The sequence below is a fragment of the Vibrio hibernica genome, assembly GCF_015223435.1.
GTDB classification, from domain to species: Bacteria; Pseudomonadota; Gammaproteobacteria; order Enterobacterales; family Vibrionaceae; genus Vibrio; species Vibrio hibernica.
In genome coordinates this window covers 20,063-45,417 of record NZ_VHKO01000021.1, presented here as the reverse complement: position 1 = coordinate 45,417, position 25,355 = coordinate 20,063, and the positions used below count along the sequence as shown (strand labels likewise).

Annotated in this window: 22 protein-coding genes; 16 read left to right on the top strand and 6 right to left on the bottom strand. The window is 41.3% G+C overall.

The window, feature by feature from the left end; genetic code table 11:
- Nucleotides 1-15: 15 nt before the first annotated feature.
- Entirely contained in the window at nucleotides 16-468 is a 453-nt protein-coding gene (locus tag FH976_RS09560; protein ID WP_194090628.1) for a sulfatase-like hydrolase/transferase, read from the bottom strand.
- 568 nt (nucleotides 469-1,036) lie between these two features.
- Here FH976_RS09560 and FH976_RS09555 point away from each other — a divergent pair.
- Entirely contained in the window at nucleotides 1,037-1,564 is a 528-nt protein-coding gene (locus tag FH976_RS09555) for an RNA methyltransferase (RefSeq protein WP_194090635.1), read from the top strand.
- A gap of 74 nt (nucleotides 1,565-1,638) precedes the next feature.
- Here the strand turns inward: FH976_RS09555 and FH976_RS09550 are convergent, their stop codons facing one another.
- Nucleotides 1,639-2,199 (bottom strand): SDR family oxidoreductase, encoded by a 561-nt coding sequence (locus tag FH976_RS09550; protein WP_194090627.1) that lies wholly within the window; start codon nucleotides 2,197-2,199, stop codon nucleotides 1,639-1,641.
- Between the two features lie 81 nt (nucleotides 2,200-2,280).
- A complete protein-coding gene (locus tag FH976_RS09545) occupies nucleotides 2,281-5,103 on the bottom strand; it encodes a heavy metal translocating P-type ATPase (RefSeq protein ID WP_194090626.1) in 2,823 nt (940 codons plus the stop codon).
- Between the two features lie 357 nt (nucleotides 5,104-5,460).
- On the opposite strand from FH976_RS09545, the gene gltX reads away from it, so the two are divergent.
- The 10 genes from gltX (at nucleotide 5,461) to FH976_RS09495 (ending at nucleotide 15,348) form a co-directional block, all read left to right on the top strand.
- Entirely contained in the window at nucleotides 5,461-6,888 is a 1,428-nt protein-coding gene (gltX, locus tag FH976_RS09540; protein WP_194090625.1) for a glutamate--tRNA ligase, read from the top strand.
- 242 nt (nucleotides 6,889-7,130) lie between these two features.
- Complete coding sequence (locus FH976_RS09535) at nucleotides 7,131-7,997, top strand: DUF3450 domain-containing protein (RefSeq protein WP_194090624.1); 867 nt, start codon at nucleotides 7,131-7,133, stop codon at nucleotides 7,995-7,997.
- Between the two features lie 11 nt (nucleotides 7,998-8,008).
- Nucleotides 8,009-9,424 (top strand): MotA/TolQ/ExbB proton channel family protein, encoded by a 1,416-nt coding sequence (locus FH976_RS09530; RefSeq protein WP_228767392.1) that lies wholly within the window; start codon nucleotides 8,009-8,011, stop codon nucleotides 9,422-9,424.
- Entirely contained in the window at nucleotides 9,424-9,966 is a 543-nt protein-coding gene (locus tag FH976_RS09525) for a MotA/TolQ/ExbB proton channel family protein (protein WP_194090623.1), read from the top strand. Before FH976_RS09530 ends, FH976_RS09525 begins: the two co-directional genes overlap by 1 nt.
- On the top strand, nucleotides 9,963-10,370 hold the full coding sequence (locus tag FH976_RS09520) for an ExbD/TolR family protein (RefSeq protein ID WP_190332356.1): 408 nt from the start codon (nucleotides 9,963-9,965) through the stop codon (nucleotides 10,368-10,370). The genes FH976_RS09525 and FH976_RS09520 overlap by 4 nt, the downstream gene beginning before the upstream one ends.
- 13 nt (nucleotides 10,371-10,383) lie before the next feature.
- Nucleotides 10,384-11,079: an energy transducer TonB gene (locus FH976_RS09515; RefSeq protein ID WP_194090622.1), complete on the top strand. Its 696-nt coding sequence runs from the start codon at nucleotides 10,384-10,386 to the stop codon at nucleotides 11,077-11,079.
- Complete coding sequence (locus FH976_RS09510) at nucleotides 11,076-12,392, top strand: tetratricopeptide repeat protein (protein ID WP_228767391.1); 1,317 nt, start codon at nucleotides 11,076-11,078, stop codon at nucleotides 12,390-12,392. Before FH976_RS09515 ends, FH976_RS09510 begins: the two co-directional genes overlap by 4 nt.
- A complete protein-coding gene (locus FH976_RS09505; protein WP_194090621.1) occupies nucleotides 12,392-13,399 on the top strand; it encodes an AraC family transcriptional regulator in 1,008 nt (335 codons plus the stop codon). The genes FH976_RS09510 and FH976_RS09505 overlap by 1 nt, the downstream gene beginning before the upstream one ends.
- Before the next feature lie 74 nt (nucleotides 13,400-13,473).
- A complete protein-coding gene (locus FH976_RS09500) occupies nucleotides 13,474-14,247 on the top strand; it encodes a cytosolic protein (RefSeq protein WP_194090620.1) in 774 nt (257 codons plus the stop codon).
- Nucleotides 14,248-14,316: 69 nt separating this feature from the next.
- Nucleotides 14,317-15,348: a cytosolic protein gene (locus FH976_RS09495; protein WP_194090619.1), complete on the top strand. Its 1,032-nt coding sequence runs from the start codon at nucleotides 14,317-14,319 to the stop codon at nucleotides 15,346-15,348.
- Here FH976_RS09495 and FH976_RS09490 read toward each other — a convergent pair whose 3' ends face one another.
- From FH976_RS09490 to FH976_RS09480, 3 genes are read right to left on the bottom strand one after another with little or no spacing between them, the layout of a single operon-like run.
- Nucleotides 15,349-16,566 carry an MDR family MFS transporter gene (locus tag FH976_RS09490; RefSeq protein WP_194090618.1) on the bottom strand — a complete coding sequence of 406 codons (1,218 nt, stop codon included), beginning with the start codon at nucleotides 16,564-16,566 and terminating at the stop codon, nucleotides 15,349-15,351.
- A gap of 43 nt (nucleotides 16,567-16,609) precedes the next feature.
- Complete coding sequence (locus FH976_RS09485) at nucleotides 16,610-17,383, bottom strand: ABC transporter ATP-binding protein (RefSeq protein ID WP_194090617.1); 774 nt, start codon at nucleotides 17,381-17,383, stop codon at nucleotides 16,610-16,612.
- A gap of 2 nt (nucleotides 17,384-17,385) precedes the next feature.
- The gene (locus FH976_RS09480; protein ID WP_194090616.1) at nucleotides 17,386-18,438 is read right to left on the bottom strand and encodes a FecCD family ABC transporter permease; all 1,053 of its coding nucleotides are present in this window, start codon (nucleotides 18,436-18,438) and stop codon (nucleotides 17,386-17,388) included.
- Nucleotides 18,439-18,630: 192 nt separating this feature from the next.
- On the opposite strand from FH976_RS09480, the gene FH976_RS09475 reads away from it, so the two are divergent.
- The 5 genes from FH976_RS09475 to FH976_RS09455 all read left to right on the top strand — a co-directional run bounded on the left by FH976_RS09475 (nucleotide 18,631) and on the right by FH976_RS09455 (nucleotide 25,334).
- Nucleotides 18,631-19,713, top strand: coding sequence for an ABC transporter substrate-binding protein (locus tag FH976_RS09475; protein ID WP_194090615.1), 1,083 nt, complete (start codon nucleotides 18,631-18,633; stop codon nucleotides 19,711-19,713).
- A gap of 240 nt (nucleotides 19,714-19,953) precedes the next feature.
- The gene (locus FH976_RS09470; RefSeq protein ID WP_194090614.1) at nucleotides 19,954-22,116 is read left to right on the top strand and encodes a TonB-dependent siderophore receptor; all 2,163 of its coding nucleotides are present in this window, start codon (nucleotides 19,954-19,956) and stop codon (nucleotides 22,114-22,116) included.
- Between the two features lie 140 nt (nucleotides 22,117-22,256).
- Nucleotides 22,257-22,994 carry a siderophore ferric iron reductase gene (locus FH976_RS09465; RefSeq protein WP_194090613.1) on the top strand — a complete coding sequence of 246 codons (738 nt, stop codon included), beginning with the start codon at nucleotides 22,257-22,259 and terminating at the stop codon, nucleotides 22,992-22,994.
- A gap of 45 nt (nucleotides 22,995-23,039) precedes the next feature.
- Entirely contained in the window at nucleotides 23,040-24,449 is a 1,410-nt protein-coding gene (gene yegD, locus FH976_RS09460; protein WP_194090612.1) for a molecular chaperone, read from the top strand.
- A 99-nt stretch (nucleotides 24,450-24,548) separates the two neighbouring features.
- Nucleotides 24,549-25,334 (top strand): transporter substrate-binding domain-containing protein, encoded by a 786-nt coding sequence (locus tag FH976_RS09455; protein WP_228767390.1) that lies wholly within the window; start codon nucleotides 24,549-24,551, stop codon nucleotides 25,332-25,334.
- The last annotated feature ends 21 nt before the right edge of the window (nucleotides 25,335-25,355 follow it).

Below are 25,355 nucleotides of genomic sequence, written 5' to 3'. Positions count from 1 at the left end.
TACCTCGGTGAACGCTTACGAATAAACACCAAAACGAGCGGGTGATCGACCTGTCATCATTGCGGCACGTGAAGGACCAGAAACACCATGTGCAACGTAACCATTGGTAATTTTAACGCCTTCACCAATCAAGTTCTTAAGCGTTGGAGTTGACTTTTTAGCCGCCTCAATCGCTTTTTCGATAGACACTTTATATGTATCCACCACTTTTCGTTCATTCAAGTATTTTTGATCAAAAGAGCGTTCATCAAAATCCATCTGACCGTAACCTAAATCATCAACGGTTAGAATGATCACGTTAGGCTTATCGGCCGTTGTATATTGAGTAATATCAATATCAGAGAATGCAACATTTGTTTTTGTTGCTTTTAAATCATTCGTACCACTCGCAAAGGCAACAGGATTCATTACCCCTATCGATATTGCAGCAGCGATGCTAGCAGACACAAACTTTTTATTTAACAACATATTACTGTCCTTATATTAAAAAACTGATGGGAGTGTAATAAGAGTCAATTTTTTTAATTGTGATTAGTATCACAACGTAATTTAGTTTGTTTTTAAGTGGTGAGACGTTTACTCATTAATATATCGGTAGGTATGTTTATTTCTGATAATCGATCAGATCGATAGGACATACGCACTAATCGTGATCTTTATCACGAATTTCAGTAAAGTCGGCGGTGAATTATTTTGGCGTTGGACCCGGAGATCCGGATTATCGACTGAGCAGGTGGGGCAGATTAAAGCTTATAATACCAAAGCGTTTAATACATTATTCAAACACGATGGCAAGATTGATTACTTGCTTCGTTATAAAGCCACACTTTCGGAGCATCGTTCTCAGTAAAGGCAGTCATACCTAAAGTAATTGGAGTTTTAGTGAGGCGGTAAATAAACATAGCCGATAAAACTGTAGCCTCAAGTCAGGCGGGTACAAATAGGGCAATCTTATCGAGGGTCTTGTGTTTTGATGCAAGACCCTTTTGCTTTTCTTTGCTACTATACGCCCACTTTTTTCTTCGATGACACCTTTATGCTTACTTCAAACTCTCACCTTACTCATTCTTATGTCGCTATTGGTTTAACTAACCCTAAAAGTCCTTCAAATGTAGGGGCAGTTATGCGCGCGGCTGGGTGTTATCGTGTGGATGCGGTTCGGTATACGGGAGTGCGTTATGAAAAAGCGGTAAAATTTCATACCGACACCAAAAGTGCTGCCCGTCATATACCGCTAGATTGTGTGGATGAAATGCTATCGGGTTTAGACTCTGATACCAAAATTGTGTGTGTGGAATTGGCAGAAGGTGCGACACCATTGCCAGCTTTTGTTCATCCTGAAAACGCGATTTACGTGTTTGGCCCAGAAGATGGCAGCATTGATCAAAGTGTGGTGTCGAAAGCGGATGCGGTGGTTTATGTGCCAACGGTGGGATGCATGAATTTAGCCGCCAGTGTGAATGTTTTATTGTATGACCGATTGGCGAAATCATCTCAAGTTGAGATGGGTGACGAGCTCATTAAGCAGAGTCGCGATAACCGTAATCATTTAATCGTCAAATAACGTTCACTGTTAACGAGATAGAATGGCTAACAAACACGCCTTTGTATTGGTTAGCCACATTAATATTAATAATATCAATCAAGCGTTTGTACGCCTCCGCCATTTACAAATAATATTTGTCCGCTTACCCATTTTGAAATAGGCGATGCAAAATACAATACGGCACCGGCAATATCATCAGTCTCACCAAGTCGCTCTAATGGCGTGTGAACGAGCATTCTTTTTTCAATTTCTGGGGTGAGTACTTTTTTGAGGGCATCGGTTCGTATTGCGCCGGGTCCAATAGCATTAATTCTAATCTCAGGGCCATAGTCAAAAGCAAGGTTTCGAGTCATGTGGTTTACCGCTGCTTTTGATGAGGCATAAGCACTAATTGCTGGGCTTTTATTGATACAGGCCATTGAAGACATATTAATAATACTGCCATAACCGCTTGCTTTCATATGTGGTGCGACTAGTTGGCAAAGTCGCCACATGCTAAATACATTCATATCAAACACGCGCTTAAATTGTTCAACTTCTATTTGATCGGGAGCTTCTCTTCCTGCGCCACCGCCGCCTACATTATTTACAAGCACATGAATGGCGCCATAAGATTCAATGGTTTTTTCAACTAAGGCAACTTCATTCACCATAGCATTTCAGCTATAAACTAATACATTTAGTTTCATATTATTGATCGTTAATGCTTTAGTTGAGAGTGTGATTTTGTTGTATTAGGTTTTCTTTTTATTGTTCGTCTGAATGTGATTGGGTTTAAATAATCTCAAGCGATTGGCATTACTGACGACAGTAATTGAAGATAATGCCATGGCGGCACCCGCAAATACTGGGCTTAACATAAAGCCAAATATCGGATACAACACGCCAGCGGCAATCGGAATACCTAAAGAGTTATAAACAAACGCCCCAAATAGATTCTGTTTAATATTACCAACTGTGGCTTTAGATAATTCAATGGCATCAACTAAGGCTAATGGCGAAGAGTGTAGTAATGTCATTTGTGCACTTTCAATCGCGACATCGGAGCCACTTCCCATCGCAATCCCGACATCGGCTTGTGCTAATGCCGGTGCATCATTCACACCATCGCCGACCATCGCGACTTTGCACTTTTTCCCTTTGATCGTTTCATTTTGTAGCGCTATGATTTTTTCTGCTTTTTGCTCCGGTAGAACTTCGGCAATTACATGTTCAATCCCAAGCTGTTTACCAATGGCTTGAGCTACTTTCTGGTTATCACCGGATAAGAGAACGACTTTGATATTTTGATTCTTTAGGGCCTGAACCGCTTGTTTCGCATCATCACGGATAGGATCGGAAACGCCGATAACGGCGACCAGTTGACCATCGAATGCCACTGAAATAGGGGTAAATGCTTGTTGTTCAAACATAGCTAACTGAGCATCACCTGCACTGATATCAATATTGTTTTCACGTAAATAGCGTGGGCTACCAATGTAAACGGTTTTGTTATCACCACTATTTTGAATCTTTGCTTGAACCCCTAATCCGCGTTCAGCTTTAAATCCGTTAATGTCGATTGTTTGATGAGTTTCGAAGCTAGGTTGTTGTTTAATGTACTCACAAATGGCTTGTGCTAAAGGATGTTCAGATTGAGATTCAATCTGATAAATCGCCGCTAAGATATTGGATTGATCGTACTCACCAAACATGTTTAATTGTTGAACACTTGGTTTTCCTTGCGTCAGTGTGCCTGTTTTATCAAATACTACTGTATTAATTTGGCTGGCCGTTTGCAGTACTTCGGCATCTTTAATTAATACGCCAAATTCAGCCGCTTTACCAATGCCGACCGTCACTGAAAGCGGTGTGGCTAAACCTAATGCGCACGGACAAGCAATGATAAGTACGGTCGTGGCGACCACTAGCATATAACTGGCCTGTGGCGTCGGGCCGAAAAAATACCAAACGACAGCGGCAAAAATAGCAATGCATACCACCACCGGCACAAACACGGCAGAGATTTTATCAGCGAGTTTGGCCAGTTGAGGTTTACTGCTTTGGGCTTGGCGAACCATCTTGATAATACGAGCAAGCGTGGTGTGTGAGCCAACCATCGTTGCTTCTATTATTAAGCTACCATCTTGGTTAATCGTGCCAGTAAAAACGACATCATCAATTTTTTTATGAGTTGCCATTGGCTCGCCAGTGAGCATGGATTCATTAATATAAGACTCACCTTGCACAACTTTACCATCGACGGGAATTTGTTGACCGGGGCGGACTCGAATGTGCATGCCTGCGGTAATTTTTTCGACAGCTAGTGTAGTTTCTGATCCCTCAATAATAACGATTGCCGTTTTTGGTTGTAAGTCGATTAAGGCTTGCAGGGATTGAGTGGTGCGCGCTTTGGCTTTTGCTTCAATATAATGACCAAGCGAAATTAAACCAATGATCATGGCGCTGGCTTCAAAATATACATGTCTTGCCTGCGCTGGAAACCACATCGGAATAATGACAACGAGCATGGAATAAAACCACGCCGCCCCAGTACCTAATGCGACTAGCGTATCCATGGTTGCGCGTTTATGTTGCAGGGCTTGCCACGCATTGGCGAAAAATGGTCGCCCGGCGGTGGCCAGTAAACATAAGCAAAGTAAACCTATCGCGCCCCAAGTCATTTGATCCATGGTATTACGGATCATCATATTTCCGCCTAACACACCCCATGCCATTAACGGTATGCCAATAACGAGTCCTGCAATAGCATTGGTTTTATTGGTTTTTAAGGTTTTCTGGAAGGTGGCCTGTTGCTGATCGCGCATACTGGCTTCATCGATGATTAGTTCGGCTTGATAACCAGCTGCCTGAACCGCGTCAATGATAATTTGAGTTTCATCAATGTTAATTGAAGGCGCGGTTACCCAAGCGGTTTGTTCCGCGAGGTTAACTTGAACTTTAGTCACCCCATTGACTTGCTGGATAGACTTTTCAACCGACGAAACACAACTGGCGCAAGTCATACCTGAAATAATAAAATGTAAGCTGGTATCAGCATCGTTGTGATCTTGGCTGTGCTGAATTGGTGACTCTGCTGTTAATTTATTTTGCTTAGAACTCGAATCTGATTCGATGATTGTGCTTTTTTCAGGGATAGATTGCTCGATAATAGGCGACTCGATAGTGACATTTTCAACTAATTCCGCTTGGTAACCTATCGTTTCTACTTGCGCAATGACATTTGCACTTTCTATCTTTCCTCGCAAAGTAAGTGTTGTTTTGTCCACTTGAAAGTCATCTATATTCTCCCATTCTTCAAACGCCGTTTTTAGTTTAGCCACACATCGGCCACAACTGAGCCCTGATAAAGAGAAGTGCAATTGTTGCGATGCGTAATAACCTAGCGGAGCTAATGCTTGATTCAGCGTTGATAAGCTGGCCGAACTCGCAACCGTGGCTTCAGTGGGTGTGATATTTTTTACTTGAGTATCAGGTACGGCGTTTAGAGCGGTTTCGGCTTTACGTGCGCAGCCCATACAATTCAAACCAGTCAGAATAAGTTGATATTGAAACATAGATAACGTCCTTAAATAACAAACTAACCTCACTATAAACCTTCCCATTGCGTCATGGTCAAGCTCACTATCAATTTTAGATGAAAAACCGAATTTCAAGACTAAAGAACGGACATAGCAAATGCTCATTATATTTTGAGTATATCAATCAAAGGAAGATCACCTGCATAGGTTATCTTCCTTTTTCTATGAAAGAATAAAGACAGAATGACGTTAACGAAGTATTGCTATTTGAGTGTTTGGTTTTGAGTGTTAGAATATGCGCAACTTACCGCCATCACATTAATGCTCACTTTTTCTGAGTCATTATATTGGTTTGGCTACTCTTCTTTGTATACGTTTCAAAAGGTAATTCTAATGACGGTTAAAACACGTTTTGCTCCTAGCCCAACTGGCTATCTTCATGTTGGCGGTGCTCGTACTGCGCTTTATTCTTGGTTGTACGCGAAAAGCCAAGGTGGAGAATTTGTTTTACGGATTGAAGATACTGATATTGAGCGTTCGACTCAAGCAGCAGTTGATGCCATTTTAGAAGGCATGCAATGGATGGGCTTGGATTGGGATGAAGGTCCTTACTATCAAACTAAACGTTTTGATCGTTACAATGAAGTCGTTGATCAATTGCTTGCCGAAGATAAAGCTTATAAATGCTACGCACCGAAAGATTTGCTTGATGAAATTCGTGCAGAGCAAGAAGCAAACAAAGAAATGGCGCGTTATGATGCGAATCATCCGAAGATTGTTGCGGTAAACCAAGCAGCAAAAGAGGGTGACCCATGCGTGATCCGTTTCCGCAATCCAACGGAAGGCAGTGTGGCTTTTGATGACCAAATCCGTGGCCGCATTGAAATTTCCAATAGCCAAATGGATGATTTAATCATTCGTCGTACTGACGGTGCACCAACTTATAATTTCTGTGTTGTCGTGGATGACTGGGATATGGCGATCACACATGTGGTTCGTGGTGAAGACCATATCAACAATACGCCACGTCAAATTAATATTTATCACGCATTAGGTGCGCCCGTTCCTGTTTTTGCTCATTGTGCGATGATCTTAGGTGATGATGGCGCGAAATTGTCAAAACGCCACGGTGCAGTTAGCGTAATGCAATATCGTGATGAAGGTTATTTGCCGAATGCATTGAATAACTACTTAGTGCGTTTAGGTTGGTCTCATGGCGACCAAGAAATCTTTTCAACCGCGGAAATGATTGAATTCTTTAGCTTGGATAATGTGAGCAAATCAGCATCGGCCTTTAATACCGATAAACTACTTTGGCTCAATAATCATTACATCAAAACCTCTGAGCCAGAATATGTCGCCAAATACCTACAATGGCATTTAGATGCACAAGAGATCAGCCTTGCAAAAGGTCCAGCCATCACTGAAGTGATTCAATTAGTCGGTGAGCGTTGCCATACCTTGATTGAATTAGCGCAGCAATCTCGCTATTTCTATGAAGACTTTGCTGAGTTTGAAGCGGGTGCGGCTAAGAAGCACTTGCGTGGTGTTGCTCGTGAACCATTAGAATTAGCACTTAGCAAACTTGAAGCGCTAAACGATTGGAGCACAGAGAACCTACATGGCGTAATTGAAGCCGTTTGTTCTGAGCTTGAAATTGGCATGGGTAAAATCGGTATGCCACTGCGTGTTGCAGTAACGGGCGGCGGTCAATCGCCATCGGTTGATGCGACAATGCAATTAATTGGTCAAGAACGTGTTGTTGCTCGTATTAAAATGGCATTAGCTTTTATTGCCGAGCGTGAAGCTAACGCTCAGTAATCGGGTTATTTATATTATTGATTTATGAAAGCCGCTGATATTTATTTAGCGGCTTTTTTACATTTGGGCTTTAGATGAGGTAGGGCAACAGAAAATAAAAATGACTTATATCAATAGAATGTAAATTTGTTTCTTAATGGTAATTATTATCATTAACTTTTGCGGTGCGGTCATGTAGAATACAAACTCGCTAAGAAAAGCCAATGTTTATTGGTTGAATTTTTACTTATACGGACCTTATCATGCTGTTTTCTCGTTGTTTTTATTCTTCACACTCTTCCGCATCATCATCGGTAGTGAGACGATCGAGTCTTCCTTTATATGCCACAGCGTCATTTATTCTTTTGGGTTTAACGACAGCATTTTCCGCTCAAGCCGATAGCTTGGATAACGCGCGTAGCACTGAAGTTCAAACCAATAAAGTGGCTAAGTCATCTCAAGTGAGTATCAATAAAAATTCAGATGAGAGTTTTCAACTTCAAGCAGAAGTGGAACAGCTGGAAGCTCAGATTGATAATCTATCCATCTATCAAACGCATTTGAAAAAATTAGTAGCTTCACAAGAACAAGAGAAAATTGCTACCCAATCTCAAATCGAAGAAATAGCTCAAACCCGCCAAGGTGTGGTGCCTTTGATGTACCACATGTTAGATGGTTATAAAAAACTCATCCATGAAGGTACACCTGTAGGCATGGCAAGCCGAGAAAGACGCTTGGATGATTTACAGCAACTGATGGGTCGTGCTGATATTTCAGAAGCAGAAAAATATCGTCGAATTTTAGAGGCGTATCAAGTTGAGATTGATTATGGAACTAAATTAGGATCGTATGAAGGCGAAATTACGTTAGCAGATAACGATAATCGCCAAGTTGATCTTCTGTATTTAGGCCGTGTCAGTTTATTAGCGCGCAGTAAAGATGCTCAGCACACATGGGTTTGGTCGCAATCATCGAATCAGTGGCAGGCCGTTGACAGTAGTCAGCAAGTTGAAATTAATAAAGCTTATGCGTTAGCCAAGAAACAACAAGCGCCAACATTATTAAACTTGCCACTTTCTATTACCCAAGTGAAATCGCTATCTAAAAATAAAACACAGGAGGCGAAATAATGATCGCTTTCATGAGTAAATTAATTAAAAAACCGATGTTGATCGGGACATTGTTGATGACGGTATCGAGCATCAGTTTTAGCGTCAATGCCGATGATTTAGCAGCATTAAGCTCAAAAGCCAAAACGGAACAAACTACCGAGAATGCGCATAATCGTCAGCGTGTTGCATTAAGTGCAGAGCAACGAGCGGCATTGCAAACTAAGCGAAATAAACTTGCCAAACAGCTTGCTCAAATTGAAACCGAAAATGCAAAACTGAGCAAAACTTTTGCAGAAAATGAAGAAATCCTTGCGCAAAAAAGTAAGGACCTACAGCTTGCAACGGGCAGCTTAGGTGAATTATTTGGTGTGGTGCGCCAGGCGGCAAAAGAAGTTCAGAGTAACTATCAAGATTCTTTGTTAGGAGAGAAAGGCAAAGCGTTTGATACTCAGCTTAATAAAGTGATCAGTACCGATGCATTACCATCATTGCCGTTACTAACGGATCTTTGGCAAGCGATGACCTACAAAATTACCAGCAGTAGCCAATTAGAATCGGTTTCAATCGCTTACGTACAAGGCGATGGTAAAACGGCGACAATGCCTGCGCTTCGCCTTGGTGACATCGGTTTAGTGTCACCACAGGGATATTTACACTGGGATTTCACTCGTCAGCAAGCCTCTAATTATCTGGCTCTTCCTTCTGATGCGCCTAGCTTAGAAAGCTTAACTGAAAGTTTAAAAGAGGGCGCTGAATCGGTATTACTCGATCCGACTCGTGGCGTTCTATTAGCACAATTTTCCAACCAACCAACCTTGATGCAACGTATTGATCAAGCCGGTATTGTTGGAAAGATTATCTTGGCATTGCTTCTTATCGGATTGGTTATTGCCGTGATCCGTGGCGTGAAGTTGATGCAAACCCAACAACAAATTTCAGCTCAGCTTAAACAGCCTGAAAATCCAACGGATAACCCATTAGGCCGCATTTTAAATGTGTACCAAAAAGAGAAAAAACAATCGGTCGAATCATTAGAGTTACGCTTACTTGAAAGTGTTCTAGATGAACAACAAGGGCTTGAGCGTGGTTTGTCGATGCTGAAATTGTTTGCAGCATTAGCGCCAATGCTTGGTTTATTGGGGACCGTAACGGGCATGATTGAAACCTTCCAAGTGATCACTGAATTTGGCAATAGCGATCCCAAAGTGATGGCGGGTGGGATTTCAATGGCATTGATCACCACGGTTTTAGGCTTAGTTGCCGCGATGCCTCTATTACTGGCTCACAATATTTTGTCTAACCGCGCGGAAAGCATCCGTAATACGTTAGAAAAACAAGGCGTAAGCTTGGTCGCTCAGCGTGCAGAGAAAGAGTCCGATGCACGTAATCTTAATAACCCTAACCCTAACCGTGACAATAACAGCTCAGATCAGGTTCGTGCGTAATGGCCTGGCTAGCAAGTTATTTTCCTGACCTTTTATCATCCACACTGTGGGAGTTTATGTCCCGTGGTGGGCAAGTTTTATGGTGGTTGGCTGTTGTCGTCTTTATTTGTTGGTTATTGATCATTGAGAGAATTCTATTTTTGAGTTTCTCTTATCAGCATGTTAAAGCAGGCTGGGTAGAGCGTTGGAAGCGGCGCAATGAGCATGATTCATGGTTCGCGTTAGCCCAAAAAGAAGGCATGTTACAGCAAGCGAATTTGATGCTAAATCAACATTTGGACTTGATAAAAGTTCTCGTGAGCTTGTGTCCTATGTTGGGTTTGCTAGGAACCGTCACCGGCATGATCGCGGTATTTGATTTAATGTCCGTTTCTGGCAGTAGCGATCCAAAACTGATGGCATCTGGTATTTCAATGGCAACCCTTCCTACAATGGCAGGCATGGTCGCAGCATTGGCTGGCATGTTTGCACATTCCCGATTAGTTAAAGTGGCAACGCGTAAAGCCTTGCACTTAGAACAACAATTAAGGAGCGGCGAATGAGATTAGTTCGTCCCACAAAAGCAAAAGAAGAAGCACAAGTCGATTTAACCTCGATGCTTGATATCGTATTCATCATGTTGATTTTCTTCATCGTGACCAGCTCGTTTGTACATGAGTCGGGTGTCGAAGTTAACCGTCCGGCGGCGTCACATTCAACTAGTCAAAAGAATAGCGGCATTTTTGTCGCCATCACGGCAGGCAATGATGTGTATATTGATAAACGCCGTGTGGATGTGGAACGTGTTCAAGCTACGCTCGAAAAATTGGCGCTGGATGATCCTGATGCCAGTTTAGTGATTCAAGCGGATAAACATGCTTATAACGGCACTGTGGTTGAAGTGATGGATGCAGCGAAAGGTGCTGGCATCAATAAAATCGCCATTGCCACTCAAGCGAAACAGTAAGGGTAATTGACGGATGAGTGAGATATTTAATCCTCAATTAGATGCACATCATTCTCTCAAGCGAATGTTGATAGCGATACCTTTAGCCTTAGTAACCGCGATAGCATTGTTTTGCTTTATGTCGTGGATGGTGGGTAGCGTTAAAAAAGGTGCAACTGATAATGGACCTGCTTTGATGTTTGATATGGTGATGCAAGAGCAAGATTCTCAATCGCAACGCCGGCAGCGCCAATTACCAGAGCCGCCAAAAGTGCCCGAGCAACCACAGGAATTATCTTCGCCATCAAGTCCTGCAATGGCAAGTCCTCAGCTGGATGCACCACAAGCGACACTCGATACTAGCTTGGCGTTATCCGATTTTGGTGTTGCCGTTAATATGCCAACCATTGATACCTCGATGGCAAATGGGCCTTCAGTGGGTGATATCGGGCAGCAGCAACAAGCGATGCCTTTGTATCGAGCTGAACCCAATTATCCATCGCGCATGTTACAACGTCGAGTGGAAGGGTTTGTCGTGATGTCTTTTACCATTAATGAATCGGGTAGACCGGAAGATATTCAAGTGGTTCAAGCGCAGCCAAGTAAAGCTTTCGTTCGCTCCGCCGTGCAAGCATTAAGAAATTGGAAATACCAACCACAGATCGAAGGTGGTAAAGCCGTGAAGCAGCCTAATCAACAAGTGAAAATTGAATTTAAGATCAGCCAATGATGACGTTAACTCAACCGATAGCTCAATCGATAATATGCAAACTTAATAGCCTATCTTCTCATGTAGCTAAATGCTGCTTTCAGGTTGTGACGCTGTGCCTATTACTCAGTTTTTCTAGCTTAGTATTTAGTCAAAACGTCACTCCATATACCGGAAAAAAATTGGTTCAAGCGAGTCAATTAGAACAAGAAGGGCATTTGCCGAAAGCGATTGAAGTGCTCAGCAGTTTTACGCCCAAAAATGATTATGACACTGCGTTCGTTAATCGAGTTTTAGGTATTTATTATTGGCAGGCTGAGCAGCCTAAACAATCGATCAAAGCTTTAACCACGTCGGTTAACTTAAAGGCGTTAGAGCCGAAAGCTCAGTGGCAAACACAAAGAATGCTGGGCGATATTTTATATTCTCAGCAAGATTTTTCTGGTGCGGTTTCAGCCTATCAAAAAACCTTAGCGGTGAAATATGACGCGACAGGTAAAGAAAAATCATCGCATGCCAAAGATGTTAATCAACTGTATTTTCGTATTGCAGCCAGTTATTACCAGCAACAGAATTGGCAACAAGTTAAGCGTTATATTGTTTTGTACCGAGCGCAAGATGCTAAACAAAAACTTCAAGCGCTACGGATCCAAGTGGTGGCAGAGTTACGATTAAAACAATGGAAAAATGCCGAAAGCACATTGAGTAACTTGATCCGACTTGAACCGGATAATAAGAGCTGGTGGCAACAACAGATTTCTGCTCAATTACAACAAGGGCGTAACGAGGCAGCTTTAAGTACTTATGCCTTAGCCAAAAAACAAGCGTTAGATTTTACCGCGAACGACTATAAAGCTTTATCACAATTGTATGCACAAAATAAAATACCAGAACGTGCTGCGCGTATTTTAGGTGAAATGTTTAACCAATTTCCAGAAACCAAAACTATCGCGAATCATAAACTTCAAGCGCAATATTGGCAGGTAGCGCGTGAATGGCCAAAAGCGATTGAAACTTGGCAATCACTAGCGCATCGTGATGCTCAATATTATTGGCCATTATCGCAATTATTAATTCAGCAAAAGCATTATGTAGAAGCCAATAAAGTGATAGATAAAGCTAAGCCTTATGCGAAAGTGAAGGAATTTGGATTGGCAAAAATTCAATTATTGTATCGGTTAGAGAAATACAACGATGCATTAGCAGAAGCAAAACGTTTAAATGAAAAACAACCATCGGCCTCAGCGCAGACTTGGATTGTCTTTTTAGAAAATAAAGAACAACAAGATGAACCCTCAAAAGTAGAGCAAAATTCGGAGGTGTTTGCCGCGTAATGATTGCTGTTGAGGTGACGGTAAATGATGAGATCGGCGCTAATTTTGGAGCGCACTTTAATCGTATTGAAAAGGTGCTGGATTATATCCACCATCATTTGGATTTGCCGTTAACGCTTGATGATTTGTCCCAAAAAAGTTGTTGGTCTCGCTGGCAATTACAGCGTGTATTTAGTGCCAAAACTGGCTTGAGTGTCGCGCAATATGTTCGTGAGATTAAACTAAGTAAGGCGGCAGAGTTATTATTGTGTTCACGCTCAGAACGCATTGTAGACATTGCTTTTCAATTTGGTTTTAGTTCGGAAATTAGTTTTAGCCGCGCTTTTAAACAGTTCTTTTCTTGCTCCCCTCGGGCGTATAAACAAAGAGGTTTGCGCACAGGATTACGCCAACCGATCACCGCTTTAATGTTAGCCTCAAAAGCCAATCATAGTGCTGGATATGCATTGTTTGATAACCCAATCGATCCCAGGTTTATTCAGATCCGCATCGAGCATAAACCGCAATTTTTAATTGAAGGTTGCCGCGGCGCAATAACAGGACTCTTTTCTCTCAACCCTAATTTTGAGAGTGAAGTGCCAAAAATTTGGCAGCGATTCCATCAACACTCATCATGTTTTACATCCCCATCATCTCAACCCTTTATTGGCGTCGTTGATGCCTCCCGTGATGTGATTGAATATCCGTCTCTTGAACCGCAAACTCTCGACTATTGGGCTGGCATGCCTGTTGAAAGTTTACCTACTGGTAGTCTATCTATTAGCACCAGCACCAACGTAGACCAACGCTCGCTTCATTATTTCGAGGTTCCAACACAAGAATATGTTGTGCTACCTCATGTTGGTCCAATTAGCGGATTAAAACACCGATTGGAATGGTTGATCTCACATTGGTTGCCAAATAGTGGTTACCGTGGCATCGATGGAATTGAGTTGGAAATATATAGCCCGGATTATCAAGCAGATAGCCCGCAAGCGTATATGGAGTATTGGCTGCCGATTGCGTAGAAAGCCTGTCATCTATCATTTTTCTTACTTTTTTGATAAAGTGCGCCGTCCATACAGCTCAACAGAGAGGATAAATGAAGTTATTGTACTGGTTGAGTGAATGGTTATCTCTTTCTCAAGACGATCAGCAATCCAAATTACCATTCTCCGGATCCAGCCTGCTAGATAACGTGTTTGTTAAATATGACTTAGTGGATTTAAACAAACCATTACTGTTTACTTTTTCTCCTTCCGGCACCGATATAAAAGAGCAGGACTTACACCCACATTTTTCTCCTTGGGGTTATCAATTAGCTCAACAGCAAAAAGTGAATATTATTTCTTTCCAACACCTCGGTGTTAGCAATTGGTTCCGCAGCTCTAACTTAATCGACTTTCTTGAACAACTATCCATGATGTTGACGCCGTTTCCGTGCCGTTTAGGTTATGGCTTAAGCCGAGGAGGGTTTGCCATTGGCGCGTTCGCTAATCTGCTCAAGCTTGACCATATTTTATTGTTTTATCCGGTGAGCAGTAAAAATAAATCTCTAGTGCCATGGGATGACCGTTCTAGCACTGAATTAGCACAGCAGTTTAATTGGGAAGATAATTATCATGATCGAGATCTGGGAGAAGCCCATGGCTATATTATTTATGATCCCACCAACGATATAGATCGGCGTCATGCACAACGTTACCCTGAATTGACTCATTTTAAAGTCGTCGGTATGGGCCATGGCGTACATCCTAATGATTTGGATAGGAAAGATTTTTACAACCAGATGGTCGAGCAATTTATCCAGCACCAGAAAATAGATATTTCTCAATTTAGCGAACAAGCCAAAACCCAGTTTTTAATAGAGAATTGATGACACCATTTATGGTGAAAATAATAAATTTTAAGACAATTGCTTAAGGGCAATTTAGATGGAGGGTAAATGAAGTTACTGTATTGGTTGGATGAATGGTCAGCGCTTGATCGACAAGAGAAGCAAGCGAGGCTACCAATGTCTGGAGAGGATATACTTGACGGTGTTTTTGTGAAATATCAATTTGTTGATCTTAACAAACCCTTACTGTTCACCTTCTCGCCTGCGGGCACCAATCTACAAGAACAGGACTTACATTCGGACTTTTCGCCTTGGGGTTATACACTTGCCCAGAAACAAAACGTTAACATTATTGCCTTTCAGCATCTGGGTAAAAGTAACTGGTTTCGTAACCGCAACGTCATTTTCTTTCTCGAGCAATTATCAACATTACTTACGCCCTTCGAGTCTCGTTTAGGTTATGGACTGAGTCGAGGTGGTTTTGCTATTGGTGCTTTTTCGAAATTACTTAAATTAAATCAGGTACTGCTATTTCATCCTGTCAGTACTAAGAACAAAAATCTCGCCCCATGGGATAACAGAACCAGCACTGAAATTGCTCAACAGTTTGATTGGGAAGGTGATTATCACGATTTGGATCTTGGGAATGCCAAAGGTTATATTATTTATGATCCGACCAATAAAATCGATCGATTGCATGCAAAGCGTTACCCCGAATTGACGCATTTAAGAGTCTTTGGTATGGGGCATGGCACTCATGCAACCTATCTCAATAAATTTGGTTTTTATAAGCAAGTCGCTGTGGATTTTATTCGCCATCAACAAATAGATATTGCTCAGTTTCGTCATCAAACCAAAACACTTCGCTTGAAAGAGGACTATTATCATAAACTCAATAAGGCCAATGCTAACTCTGTTCATCGTTTGCAACTACTGAGCAAGGCACACAATGTATTGATTGATGAAAAGAAAGAGCACGTGCAAGAACATCAGGCAAAAATTGATGTTCAGACCTTAGTGAATATTGCCCTTAAGCATCAACAATCAAACCCTCAAGATGCCGTACAACTTTTGGAAGTAGCGCAACAGATTGCACCGGATGACCCAGTGATAGAGCACAAGTTGCAATTACTGTTGTAGCTAAGCTTGCAAGGTATTACTGCTGAGTATTTGATGGTACAACCAAATTCCTGAAGCGATGCTGATAGACGAGAATCCGACCCACAGCCACATGGGATTAAAGTCAGGTATATCGAGTAACCATCCTGCAATCCAATTACCGAGAAAAGCGAAAAAACCACCAATGCAGGAATGTAAACCGTAATAACTGGCTAAACGTGATGGGGTGGAAAATCGAGGTATGTAAGCGCCGATTAGTGGATAAATCATCATCGAACCTATACTGAGCAAAGCGGCACATAAAACAAATGGTAATGAAGGCCAAAATGGAGTGTCCAGATCTAACATCAGAAATGCACCACCCATAATCGATATACCTAAGCCCATCCCTTTTGCTACTCCTAACTTTTTCTCTACCCAATGGCTAGTGGGAAGTTGCAGTAATACACCCATTAATGATGACACCATAAATACCATGGTGATGATCGATGGATCGCCGGTTTGAGTTCTAATTTGATGTGGAATACTTAAGTAGAGTTGATGGAAAAGTATTGGATAAGCGGATGTCGCGAGTGCAAAGTAGATAAAAGGTTTGTTTTGTAACATTACCCACCAATCAAGCAAAAATAGCTGCTTTGGATCTGAGTGTTGTACTTTTGTATTGATCGGTAAGTAGTGCCATTGTAATACCAGTAAAATGGAAAAAATAGCCGCTGAACTTATGCCAACCCATAAAAAATCCATTGTGAATAAACTTAACCCGATCAATGGACCAATTAACATACCCGCTTCACTGGCGAGTCGCTGTAGAACAAAAACGCGATTTCTTTCTTGGTTGTCTGGGTACTCTGAAGCAAGGTAAGCTTGGCTACTTGGTGTAAATAAGGCACCAGCAAATCCAGTAAAAAAAGCACCTAATACAATCGTGGTAAAGTTTGTGCTGACGGCCAGTAAGATAAAGCCGATGATGCGAATAACACAACCCCAAAGGATCATGGTTTTATAACCAAACTTGTCTCCGAGAGTTCCTCCGATTAAAAACAACCCTTGTTGGCTCAGTACGCGCAGACCAATGATGAATCCAATATACCAACCACTAAAGCCTAAGTTTTGTAAATGTTCAGCCAAATAAGGCAATAACATATAAAAGCCAAGATTAAAGCTGAAACTATTGAAGACTAAAACTCGCCCGGCGGCAGATAATAAATTCCAATCGCGCTGTAAATGATTCCATTTCATTTTAGAGTTGTAACCTTATTCAAAGACATTATCTGTGATGCTTTTATGCCGTTTTTGTCCGTAGAGTTCTTACAAATGGAATGCCACTGTCATCGATGAATACCTGCGCTTCTACGTTATAGACATCTTGTATTAATTCTGAGGTTAAGATATCGGATGGTGCGCCAAAGGCGACAAGTTTTCCCTGCTTCATTACGAGCAAATTGTCCGCATATTGAGCGGCAAGGTTTAAATCATGTAGTACCATTATGGAGACATATTGCTGAGTGCGAGTTTTGTGACAAAGATGGTTAAGCAAGACATGCTGATGATGTAAATCGAGGGCGCTGACAGGTTCATCTAACATCATGATTTTAGGATTTCTCATTAATGCTTGAGCAAACAGCACCATTTGGCTTTGACCACCACTTAACGTACTGACATTTCGGTTCGCTAAATGTGACAGTCCCATATTATCTAAGATGTTCAATGCTTCCGTTAGCATGCTTTCATCAACGCGTAAGCTAAGGGCATCTAAGCGGCCCAACAATATGACTTCAATAACTGTTAAATTAACATCAAGATTAATGTCTTGAGGCATGTAACCAAAGCGGTTTCGCCATTGAGAAAGAGACTGATAGGAGAGATATTCTTGTGAGTGACTGATGCTGCCTTTATCGAGTTTTATATCGCCAAATAATGCTTTTAGTAGCGTGCTTTTCCCTGTGCCATTTGGGCCTAAAATAGCAGTGACTTGTCCTTCGGGTAAACGAAAGCTCATATCTTCAGCGAGGGTTAATGCGCCTATCTGAATATGTATATGATCTGCAATGAGCACGACTAACCTCGCTTCATAATAATAAGCCAAAAAAAGAAAGGTACTCCGATGATGGCAGTGACGATCCCGATAGGAAATAAGGCTCCGGGGACGATAACTTTTGATAGCACCGATGCAGTAGAAAGAAGAAATGCGCCAATCAAAAAAGAGAGAGGTAGGAAGAATCGTTGATCTTCACCAACCAGTATTTTTGAAATATTAGGCGCCACGATCCCAATAAAACCAATAATCCCGACAAAACTGGTTACTGTTGCCGTCATCACCGCGACAATAAAGAGGGTTCTTAATCGTAGAGCCGCCACGTTTACGCCAACACTTTTCGCTCGTTCTTCACCTAGTCGCAACGCGGTTAGTTTCCAAGAGTCTTTCATTAATAGAATGAAACCACCAATGATGACAACGGATGTAATCGCTACGTTAGTCCACGTTGCTTTGGATAAACTTCCAAATAACCAAAATAAGATTTGTTGGCTTAATTCAGGGGATGAGATGAATTGGACTAAAGATAGTAAGGATTGAAATAAAAATAGTAGCGCGATACCAGCAAGGATTAACTGCCCTGAAGTAATATGCCTCATTGAAGCAAGTGCGAATAAAAAGCACGCGGAGAGCATACAGAATACAAACGCACCAATAGGGACGGCATAATCGCTGTTCATTCCCAATGATCCTATGTAGAGCATCAGTGCAGCGCCAAATCCAGCCGCCGCCGCCATGCCCAATGTATATGGACTCGCCATTGGGTTATTTAACAGGGTTTGCATTTCAGCGCCGCCCATTCCTAGACCACCGCCGACAATAATCGCCATTAATGCAATCGGTAAACGTAAATTTGTCACGATGACATGGGTAGACGGATCAACTTGAAAAGGTAATCCAATGGATCCTAATAACGCATTGATTACTCGAGATGCATCAAGCATTGAAGGGCCAGTCATGACATCGAGAATAAATGAAGCCAGAAGAATAAAGCAGAAAAGGCTAATAATCATAATACGTCGACGTTCACTTTTTCTTTGTTTTTCAATCGCTTCTAGCAGCATGGCACTTTGCATTACAATGACCTAATTACTTGATTTTTAATACTGTGAATGGATATATTGATGGGTTAATCAACGGCAATGTATTTTATGTCAAAACCCTATAAATGCAATTGATAATAAATACTATTTGCATGTTTATTTGTTATACAGCTAGAATCGTGGGCTACTTTTTTATTCCTTCTCATTTATAAAAGGCTTGGTTACATGCACATAAAACTCTTGAGCATTATGGCTCTTTTTTTTAGCTCTTTTGTCTTTTCACAGGTCACCACAGTAACCGATATCCTTGGGCGAGAAGTTACATTCAATGCTCCCGCGCAAAGAGTGGTTGTTGGATTCTATCCTGAAGATTATATGGCGATAGGAACTGAAAAGGCATACGACAATGTGGTGGGTATGTCGAAATATATTTGGCAAGCTCGTTCAGCTAGTTGGGAACTCTATGTAAAACACCGACCATCTTTAGACAAAATACCGGCCATAGGTCGTGTTGATACCAATACTTTTTCAGTCGAGAAAGTAATCAGCCTCCGTCCAGATTTATTGATGCTCGCTGAGTGGCAGTATAAAGGTTTAGGCTCTGATATTACTCGTATTGAAGAAGCGGGTATTCCTGTTTTAGTTGTGGATTACAATGCACAAACGTTAGAAAACCATATAAAGAGTACTGAGTTAATTGGTGTGATCACCGGGCAACAAGCGCGAGCAAAAAAAATTGCGGATGAATATAAGCAGAATGTAGAAATGATCACTGAGCGTTTAAAAAAGGCCAATTTACCTAAACCAAAAATCTATACAGAATATGGTGTGTCTGGGGTTAATGAAATTGGTTATACCTTTGGTAAAAATATGTGGGGTGCAATGGCAACGATGGCGGGAGGCGATAATATCTCAACTCCTTTTGTTGAGTGGTGGGGCAAATTAAACCCAGAGCAAATCATCGTATCTAATCCAGATGTTATCGTTATTACCGGTTATGAATCAGGTTCAGGTAATGATTCTATGTTGATGGGACAAGGCATTGATGAAAACTTAGCGAAGCAACGTTTAGCTAAATTTAAAAATCGTACAGGATGGTCAACAATATCAGCGGTAAAAAATAACCGTATGTACGCTGCTTATCATGGTGCATGTCGAACTATTTTAGATGGTGCTATGCTGCAATTTTATGCGAAAGCGTTGTACCCAGATCTTTTCAGTGATCTTGACCCTAAAGCTGCTTATCGTGATTTTTATAAAAAATATTTACCTGTCGTTCCTGAGGGGACATTTGTCACTCACTTATAATTTTTGATAAGAATGTGGTCGTTTATGTAATGAATGATCACGTTCGTTCGGTATTCCAATGAAATAGGCAATATTGAATCCACCAAAGACCTATGTTGCGATGTGATTATTAACCAGGATAGGCTTAATAAATAAAAGTTCCCCAAAATTGTAAACATGCCCCAAATTGTTAACTTTTCTGTTTATTAAAATATATAATGATAACCATTATCATTTGTATTTATTGTGCAGGAAAGGAATATGCCAAGCTCTACCTCCCAACCATTCTACCGCGTTAGTCCCATTGCTTTTGCCATAGCCAGTATTTTATTTACCTCTTCTTTAATGGCAGAAGAAAATAACAATACAACTGTGGAAACAAACCAAGAAAATCTTACCGTGTTAGGTCAAATGTATCGTAATACTGCGACGAAAACCTCACTACAACCAGAAGAAACTCCGCAAGCCATTACGGTGATCGATTCTAATCAAATGGATATTCGTGGCGCTGAGACCGTTCAACAAGCGTTGCGTTATGCGCCAGGTGTGAATGCTGAGCTTAAAGGCGGCAGCGTTAGCATGTATGACAACTACAACATCCGTGGTTTTGATAACAACCAAATGTACTACGATGGTTTGGTGTTGCAGTATTTGGTCGGTTGGAACTTACAGCCACAAATCGATCCTATTGCTTTAGAACGAGTTGAGGTGTTTAAAGGACCAAGCTCAGTGTTATATGGATCTATGCCGCCAGGTGGCATGGTTAACTTAATGGCGAAAGCTCCCCAAAAGCAAAGTAATACGGATGTTTCTGTGTCGACCGGCACTGGTAATTTGACACAAGCGACTATTGATACCACTGGGCAGTTTGGTGCGAGTGATGTGTATTATCGTTTAGTGGCAAAAGCGCGCAAAAAAGATGGTCAGGTTAATTATACCGAGGAAGAACGTTATGTGATTGCACCATCGATTGATTGGTATGTTACAGACAATACGCTAATTAACTTCAATTTTTATTATCAAAATGATCCTTCAATGGGGATGAACTCTGCCATGCCAGCATCGGGTTCGGTATTTGATAACCCGAATGGCAGCATTGATAAAGACACTTATATGGGGGATAAAAATTGGAGTGATTTTGAGCGTGAGTTCTGGATGGCGGGTTATAAGATTGATCATTCCTTTAGTGATAATTGGTCATTCTTACAAAATGCACGCTTTATGAAAGCCGATCTTTATCAAGAAAATACTTACCACTCGGCATCTGGTTGGGATCCAACCACTGGAAACTTAGACCGTTACATTTATAGCACTGATGAAGAGTCAAAAGGTTTTACTATTGATAACCAATTGTCGGGTAAATTTGCTACTGGCGTAGTGGATCACAATGTATTACTAGGTGTGGATTATCAATATCTAAAAGGTAGCTCGAATTACACCAGTTATGGTTATGACGGTGGCTATACCGCACCAAGTTTCAATGCCTTTTCCCCGAATAATAATCAGATTGATCGCTCTAAAGTGACGGAAGCTGATGTTTATATCGATGATATTAAAGTAGAACAATTAGGTTTGTATTTACAAGATCAAATGCGGATTAATAAGGTGGTCTTGATCGCGAGTGGTCGGTTTGATAATTATCAATCAACCAGTGATTATGCGGGGACCAAGACCGATATTGATCAAAATAATTTCTCTTATCGGGTAGGCGCTTTGTATGAATTTGATAGTGGTTGGTCGCCATATATCAATTACGCAACCAGCTTTGAACCTGTTGCTGGCGCGGATGCAAGCGGGAAAGTGTTTGACCCATCGATTGGTCAGCAAGTGGAAGGTGGTGTTAAGTATCTTTCTGCAGATTACGCAACTTCATTAACCGCTTCAGTGTTTCATATTGTGAAAAGTGATGTGGTGGTTGCAGATCCAAACGATCCAACCTATCAAGATAAAATGCAGATAGGCGAAGTTCGCTCTCAAGGTGTAGAACTAGAAGGGCGCTTTGCGTTAACCGCAAACTGGAATGTTAATGTTGGTTATGCGTATACCGATATGGAAGTCACCAAAGATACGACAGGTTTAGAAGGTAACGCACCGATTTATGTACCGAAACATGCTGCTAGTTTATGGACCGATTATTACTTATATAACGGTTTACTGGCGGGTACTCGTTTAAGTGGCGGTGTTCGCTACATTGGTGAACGTGAAATGGATGCGGCCAATACCGATAAAGTACCTGATTACACCTTAGTTGATTTGTCTGCCGGTTATGATTTATCTAACCTAAGCGATAATTTACAAGGCGCACAAGTCAGCGTAAGTGCCAATAATATCTTCGATACTGATAATTTTACTTGTTATGACTCCACCAACTGTTGGTACGGTCAAGAGCGCACCGTTGAATTGAAGTTTGACTATAATTTCTAACTTCAAGTAAGACGGGTATGGATAAGATATTTGCTCTGTGTCAATGAAGCTTTATATAGAGCAAATATCGAATTCAAAATGCTTTACATGTAAATGCAAATCAGTATCATTACCTTTCTTGATTTTTGTAGAGATATCTTGTGAGCGATCCTCGTTACCAACAATTATTTCATTTTGCTGACCATGTGACACCTTATCTAAGAGGTGAGCTGCTGGATCCGGATGCGCATTTTAATGCTAATATGGGCTTTGAAGATAAGCTGTTTGCGAATAAAAATAATCAGGATTTATTGCAAGAAATTTATGCCAAATTACAAGTCGCACATCCAGAAGCTGGGCATGCGTATTGGTTAAATCGCACATGGACCTTGCTCGTTTGGCAGCCGGTTTATATTAGTTTTATTAGTATTTACAGCCTTAATGCTCTTCCCTCATTATCGGGAATGACTCAGCATTGGAAAGGTGAGGCTAATTTTGTCGCAGGGTTTACGCTTCAAGATGTGGCTATGCATGATGGTACGCCAGAGCAATTGATTGAGGTTGCTGCGGCAGAACTCAAACCTTTATTTGAGCATTACCGTGAACAGTTAGACCAACATATTCGAATCCGCCCAGGCTTTACCAATCACTTATTGGCGGATGCACTGGTAGTGGCTTTATTACGCTTGCAAGATCTGCATAAAGATTTACCGCAACAATATATCCCCGAACAAGCTCAGTTATGGCTGCAAGCCTTTGATCTTCCTTTAAAAGCATTGCAATCATTGACCTTTGAACTTACCACCAATCAATGGCGTTTTGTTCGCACCACCTGCTGCATGGTGTATCGATGTGACGGCCGTGACTTATGTGATAATTGCCCTCGTAAAGAAAAATAAGGTACTATCGCCAGCCTTTTTTAGATTTGGTGAGCGAGGCTTTAGATGTTTATTGGTTTTGATTATGGAACAGCAAATTGTTCCGTTGCTATGATGGATGGCAACTCTCCAATATTATTGCCTTTAGAAGCAGATAATTGTTATATCCCCTCAACGCTGTGCGCTCCAACTCGTGAGTCTGTCACCGAATATTTATATCGTTTCATGCAAGTTCAGCCAAAAGGTACGCAAGGCGAACAAGCATTACGCCGAGCGATAAACCTCAACCGCGAAGAAGATATTCAACTGCAACTTGGCGATATGCAATTTGGCCAACAAGCGCTTGATACTTACCTTGATGATCCCCAAGAAGTGTATTACGTCAAATCGCCTAAATCATTTTTAGGCGCGAATGGCTTACAACCAATGCAACTGAGTTTTTTTGAAGATTTGGTTTGCGCCATGATGAAAAATATCAAATCTAAAGCTGAAAACACCACTCAAAAAGATATTGAACAAGCAGTGATTGGTCGCCCGATCAACTTTCATGGCCGTGGTGGGGAAGAGGCGAATCGCCAAGCCGAAGGTATTTTACGCAATGCGGCGAGTCGTGCGGGCTTTAAAGATGTTGAATTTCAATTTGAGCCAGTGGCGGCAGGCTTGGAATATGAAAGCACCCTTAGCGAAAATAAAACGGTATTAGTGGTCGATATTGGCGGCGGTACGACCGATTGCTCATTGATTGAGATGGGGCCAAGTTTTGTATCAATGGCGGATCGAACCTCAAGTTTGTTAGGGCACAGTGGCCAACGTGTCGGCGGTAACGATCTGGATATTCACTTAGCTTTTAAACAAATCATGCCACTGTTTGGCTTAGGTTCTAAAATAAAGGCTTCTAAAATAAAGGGCTCACAGACGCTAAGTTCTTCAAAAAATAGTGGTATTGAAATGCCGATCACCCAATTTTGGAATCCGATTGCCATTAACAACGTTGTCGCACAAAAAGATTTCTACCAATCCAGTAATTTCAAAGCGTTGACCCTATTGAAAAAAGAAGCTCAATATCCTGATAAGCTGGCGCGTCTATTGGCGGTGTATCAACATACTTTGGGCTATCAAATCGTGCGTAAAGCGGAAGAAGCTAAAATCGGTTTATCTGATAGTGATAAACATGGATTGCTGATTCCAGTCGCTAAAGAAGTATTAGAGTTGGATATTAATCACCATGACATGGTTGAAGCGGTGCAAAGTCCAACCTTAAAAATGATGGAGTTAGTAACCGAAGTCATGGCACAAGCGAGCTTGTCTCCAACGAATAAGCAACCGGATGCGATCTTTATGACAGGCGGAAGTGCTCGTTCTCCATTCTTGCGCCAAGCATTAGAAGCACAATTGCCCAATATTCCCATTGTCAGTGGTAACTATTTTGGTTCAGTAACGGCAGGATTAGCGCGTTGGGCACAGGTGATTTTTTAGTAATATTGGTATAGTTTAGTGGAGTGAAAATAAACAATCATAGCGAATGACTTCGTGATGATCATAATGAAACCGATTAAACAATGGATGTAAATACGGATGAGATTAAATAAAAAAAGAAAAGTGATGCAACCTTTAGCTCTTATGGCTTGTGCTGTATTGATGTCACAAGGCGCACAAGCTCGCTCTTGGGATGAAATAACACAAAGTGGAGAACTTAAAGTTGGTTTAACGGGCGATTATTCACCCCTTTCATACCACAATAAATCAGGTGACTTGGAAGGGTTTGATGTGGACATGACGACGCGTCTTGCGCATTCATTGAACCTGAAAGTACGCTTTGTGGAAACGACGTGGACAACACTTTCGCAAGATCTTGCCGCAGATAAATTTGATATAGCCGCGGGTGGCGTGACGAAAACAGCAAAGCGGGCAGAGCAGTTTTCTTTATCTGATTCGGTTGCACAAAATGGAAAAATCATTCTAAGTAATTGCACCAATGATAAATCATTAACAAGCTTGCAAGATATTAATCAACCTAGTGTAAGCGTGATTGTAAACCCTGGTGGCACCAATCAAACCTACGTTGACCAACATATTACGAATGCCAAAATCATTAGAACAAAAGATAACGTAGCTAACCTACAGGGAATTCGTGATAACACGGCAGATGTTATGATCACCGATTTAATTGAAGGTAACTATTATCAGTTACATGAAAAAGGTGTGTTTTGTGTTTCCTCTCCATCGATATTAGAAGGCACTAAAAGTGTCAAAGTCTATATGATGAAAAAAGAAAATAACCGCTTACTTGAAAAAGTGAATACTTGGTTAGAAGGCTCAGATAAAGAAACCTTAGTGACGCATTGGAGTATTAGCCAATAGATCTATCTTCAAAAAATAGGC

Bases quoted from the DNA above. Each gene is read 5' to 3' on its own strand.
- FH976_RS09550 (WP_194090627.1), bottom strand. From the start codon at position 2,199: ATGGTGAATGAAGTTGCCTTAGTTGAAAAAACCATTGAATCTTATGGC.
- FH976_RS09560 (WP_194090628.1), bottom strand. From the start codon at position 468: ATGTTGTTAAATAAAAAGTTTGTGTCTGCTAGCATCGCTGCTGCAATA.
- FH976_RS09495 (WP_194090619.1), top strand. From the start codon at position 14,317: ATGAAGTTACTGTATTGGTTGGATGAATGGTCAGCGCTTGATCGACAA.
- FH976_RS09545 (WP_194090626.1), bottom strand. From the start codon at position 5,103: ATGTTTCAATATCAACTTATTCTGACTGGTTTGAATTGTATGGGCTGC.
- yegD (WP_194090612.1), top strand. From the start codon at position 23,040: ATGTTTATTGGTTTTGATTATGGAACAGCAAATTGTTCCGTTGCTATG.
- FH976_RS09500 (WP_194090620.1), top strand. From the start codon at position 13,474: ATGAAGTTATTGTACTGGTTGAGTGAATGGTTATCTCTTTCTCAAGAC.
- FH976_RS09480 (WP_194090616.1), bottom strand. From the start codon at position 18,438: ATGCAAAGTGCCATGCTGCTAGAAGCGATTGAAAAACAAAGAAAAAGT.
- FH976_RS09475 (WP_194090615.1), top strand. From the start codon at position 18,631: ATGCACATAAAACTCTTGAGCATTATGGCTCTTTTTTTTAGCTCTTTT.
- FH976_RS09515 (WP_194090622.1), top strand. From the start codon at position 10,384: ATGAGTGAGATATTTAATCCTCAATTAGATGCACATCATTCTCTCAAG.
- FH976_RS09520 (WP_190332356.1), top strand. From the start codon at position 9,963: ATGAGATTAGTTCGTCCCACAAAAGCAAAAGAAGAAGCACAAGTCGAT.
- FH976_RS09535 (WP_194090624.1), top strand. From the start codon at position 7,131: ATGCTGTTTTCTCGTTGTTTTTATTCTTCACACTCTTCCGCATCATCA.
- FH976_RS09505 (WP_194090621.1), top strand. From the start codon at position 12,392: ATGATTGCTGTTGAGGTGACGGTAAATGATGAGATCGGCGCTAATTTT.
- FH976_RS09555 (WP_194090635.1), top strand. From the start codon at position 1,037: ATGCTTACTTCAAACTCTCACCTTACTCATTCTTATGTCGCTATTGGT.
- FH976_RS09490 (WP_194090618.1), bottom strand. From the start codon at position 16,566: ATGAAATGGAATCATTTACAGCGCGATTGGAATTTATTATCTGCCGCC.
- FH976_RS09510 (WP_228767391.1), top strand. From the start codon at position 11,076: ATGATGACGTTAACTCAACCGATAGCTCAATCGATAATATGCAAACTT.
- FH976_RS09530 (WP_228767392.1), top strand. From the start codon at position 8,009: ATGAGTAAATTAATTAAAAAACCGATGTTGATCGGGACATTGTTGATG.
- FH976_RS09525 (WP_194090623.1), top strand. From the start codon at position 9,424: ATGGCCTGGCTAGCAAGTTATTTTCCTGACCTTTTATCATCCACACTG.
- FH976_RS09470 (WP_194090614.1), top strand. From the start codon at position 19,954: ATGCCAAGCTCTACCTCCCAACCATTCTACCGCGTTAGTCCCATTGCT.
- gltX (WP_194090625.1), top strand. From the start codon at position 5,461: ATGACGGTTAAAACACGTTTTGCTCCTAGCCCAACTGGCTATCTTCAT.
- FH976_RS09455 (WP_228767390.1), top strand. From the start codon at position 24,549: ATGAGATTAAATAAAAAAAGAAAAGTGATGCAACCTTTAGCTCTTATG.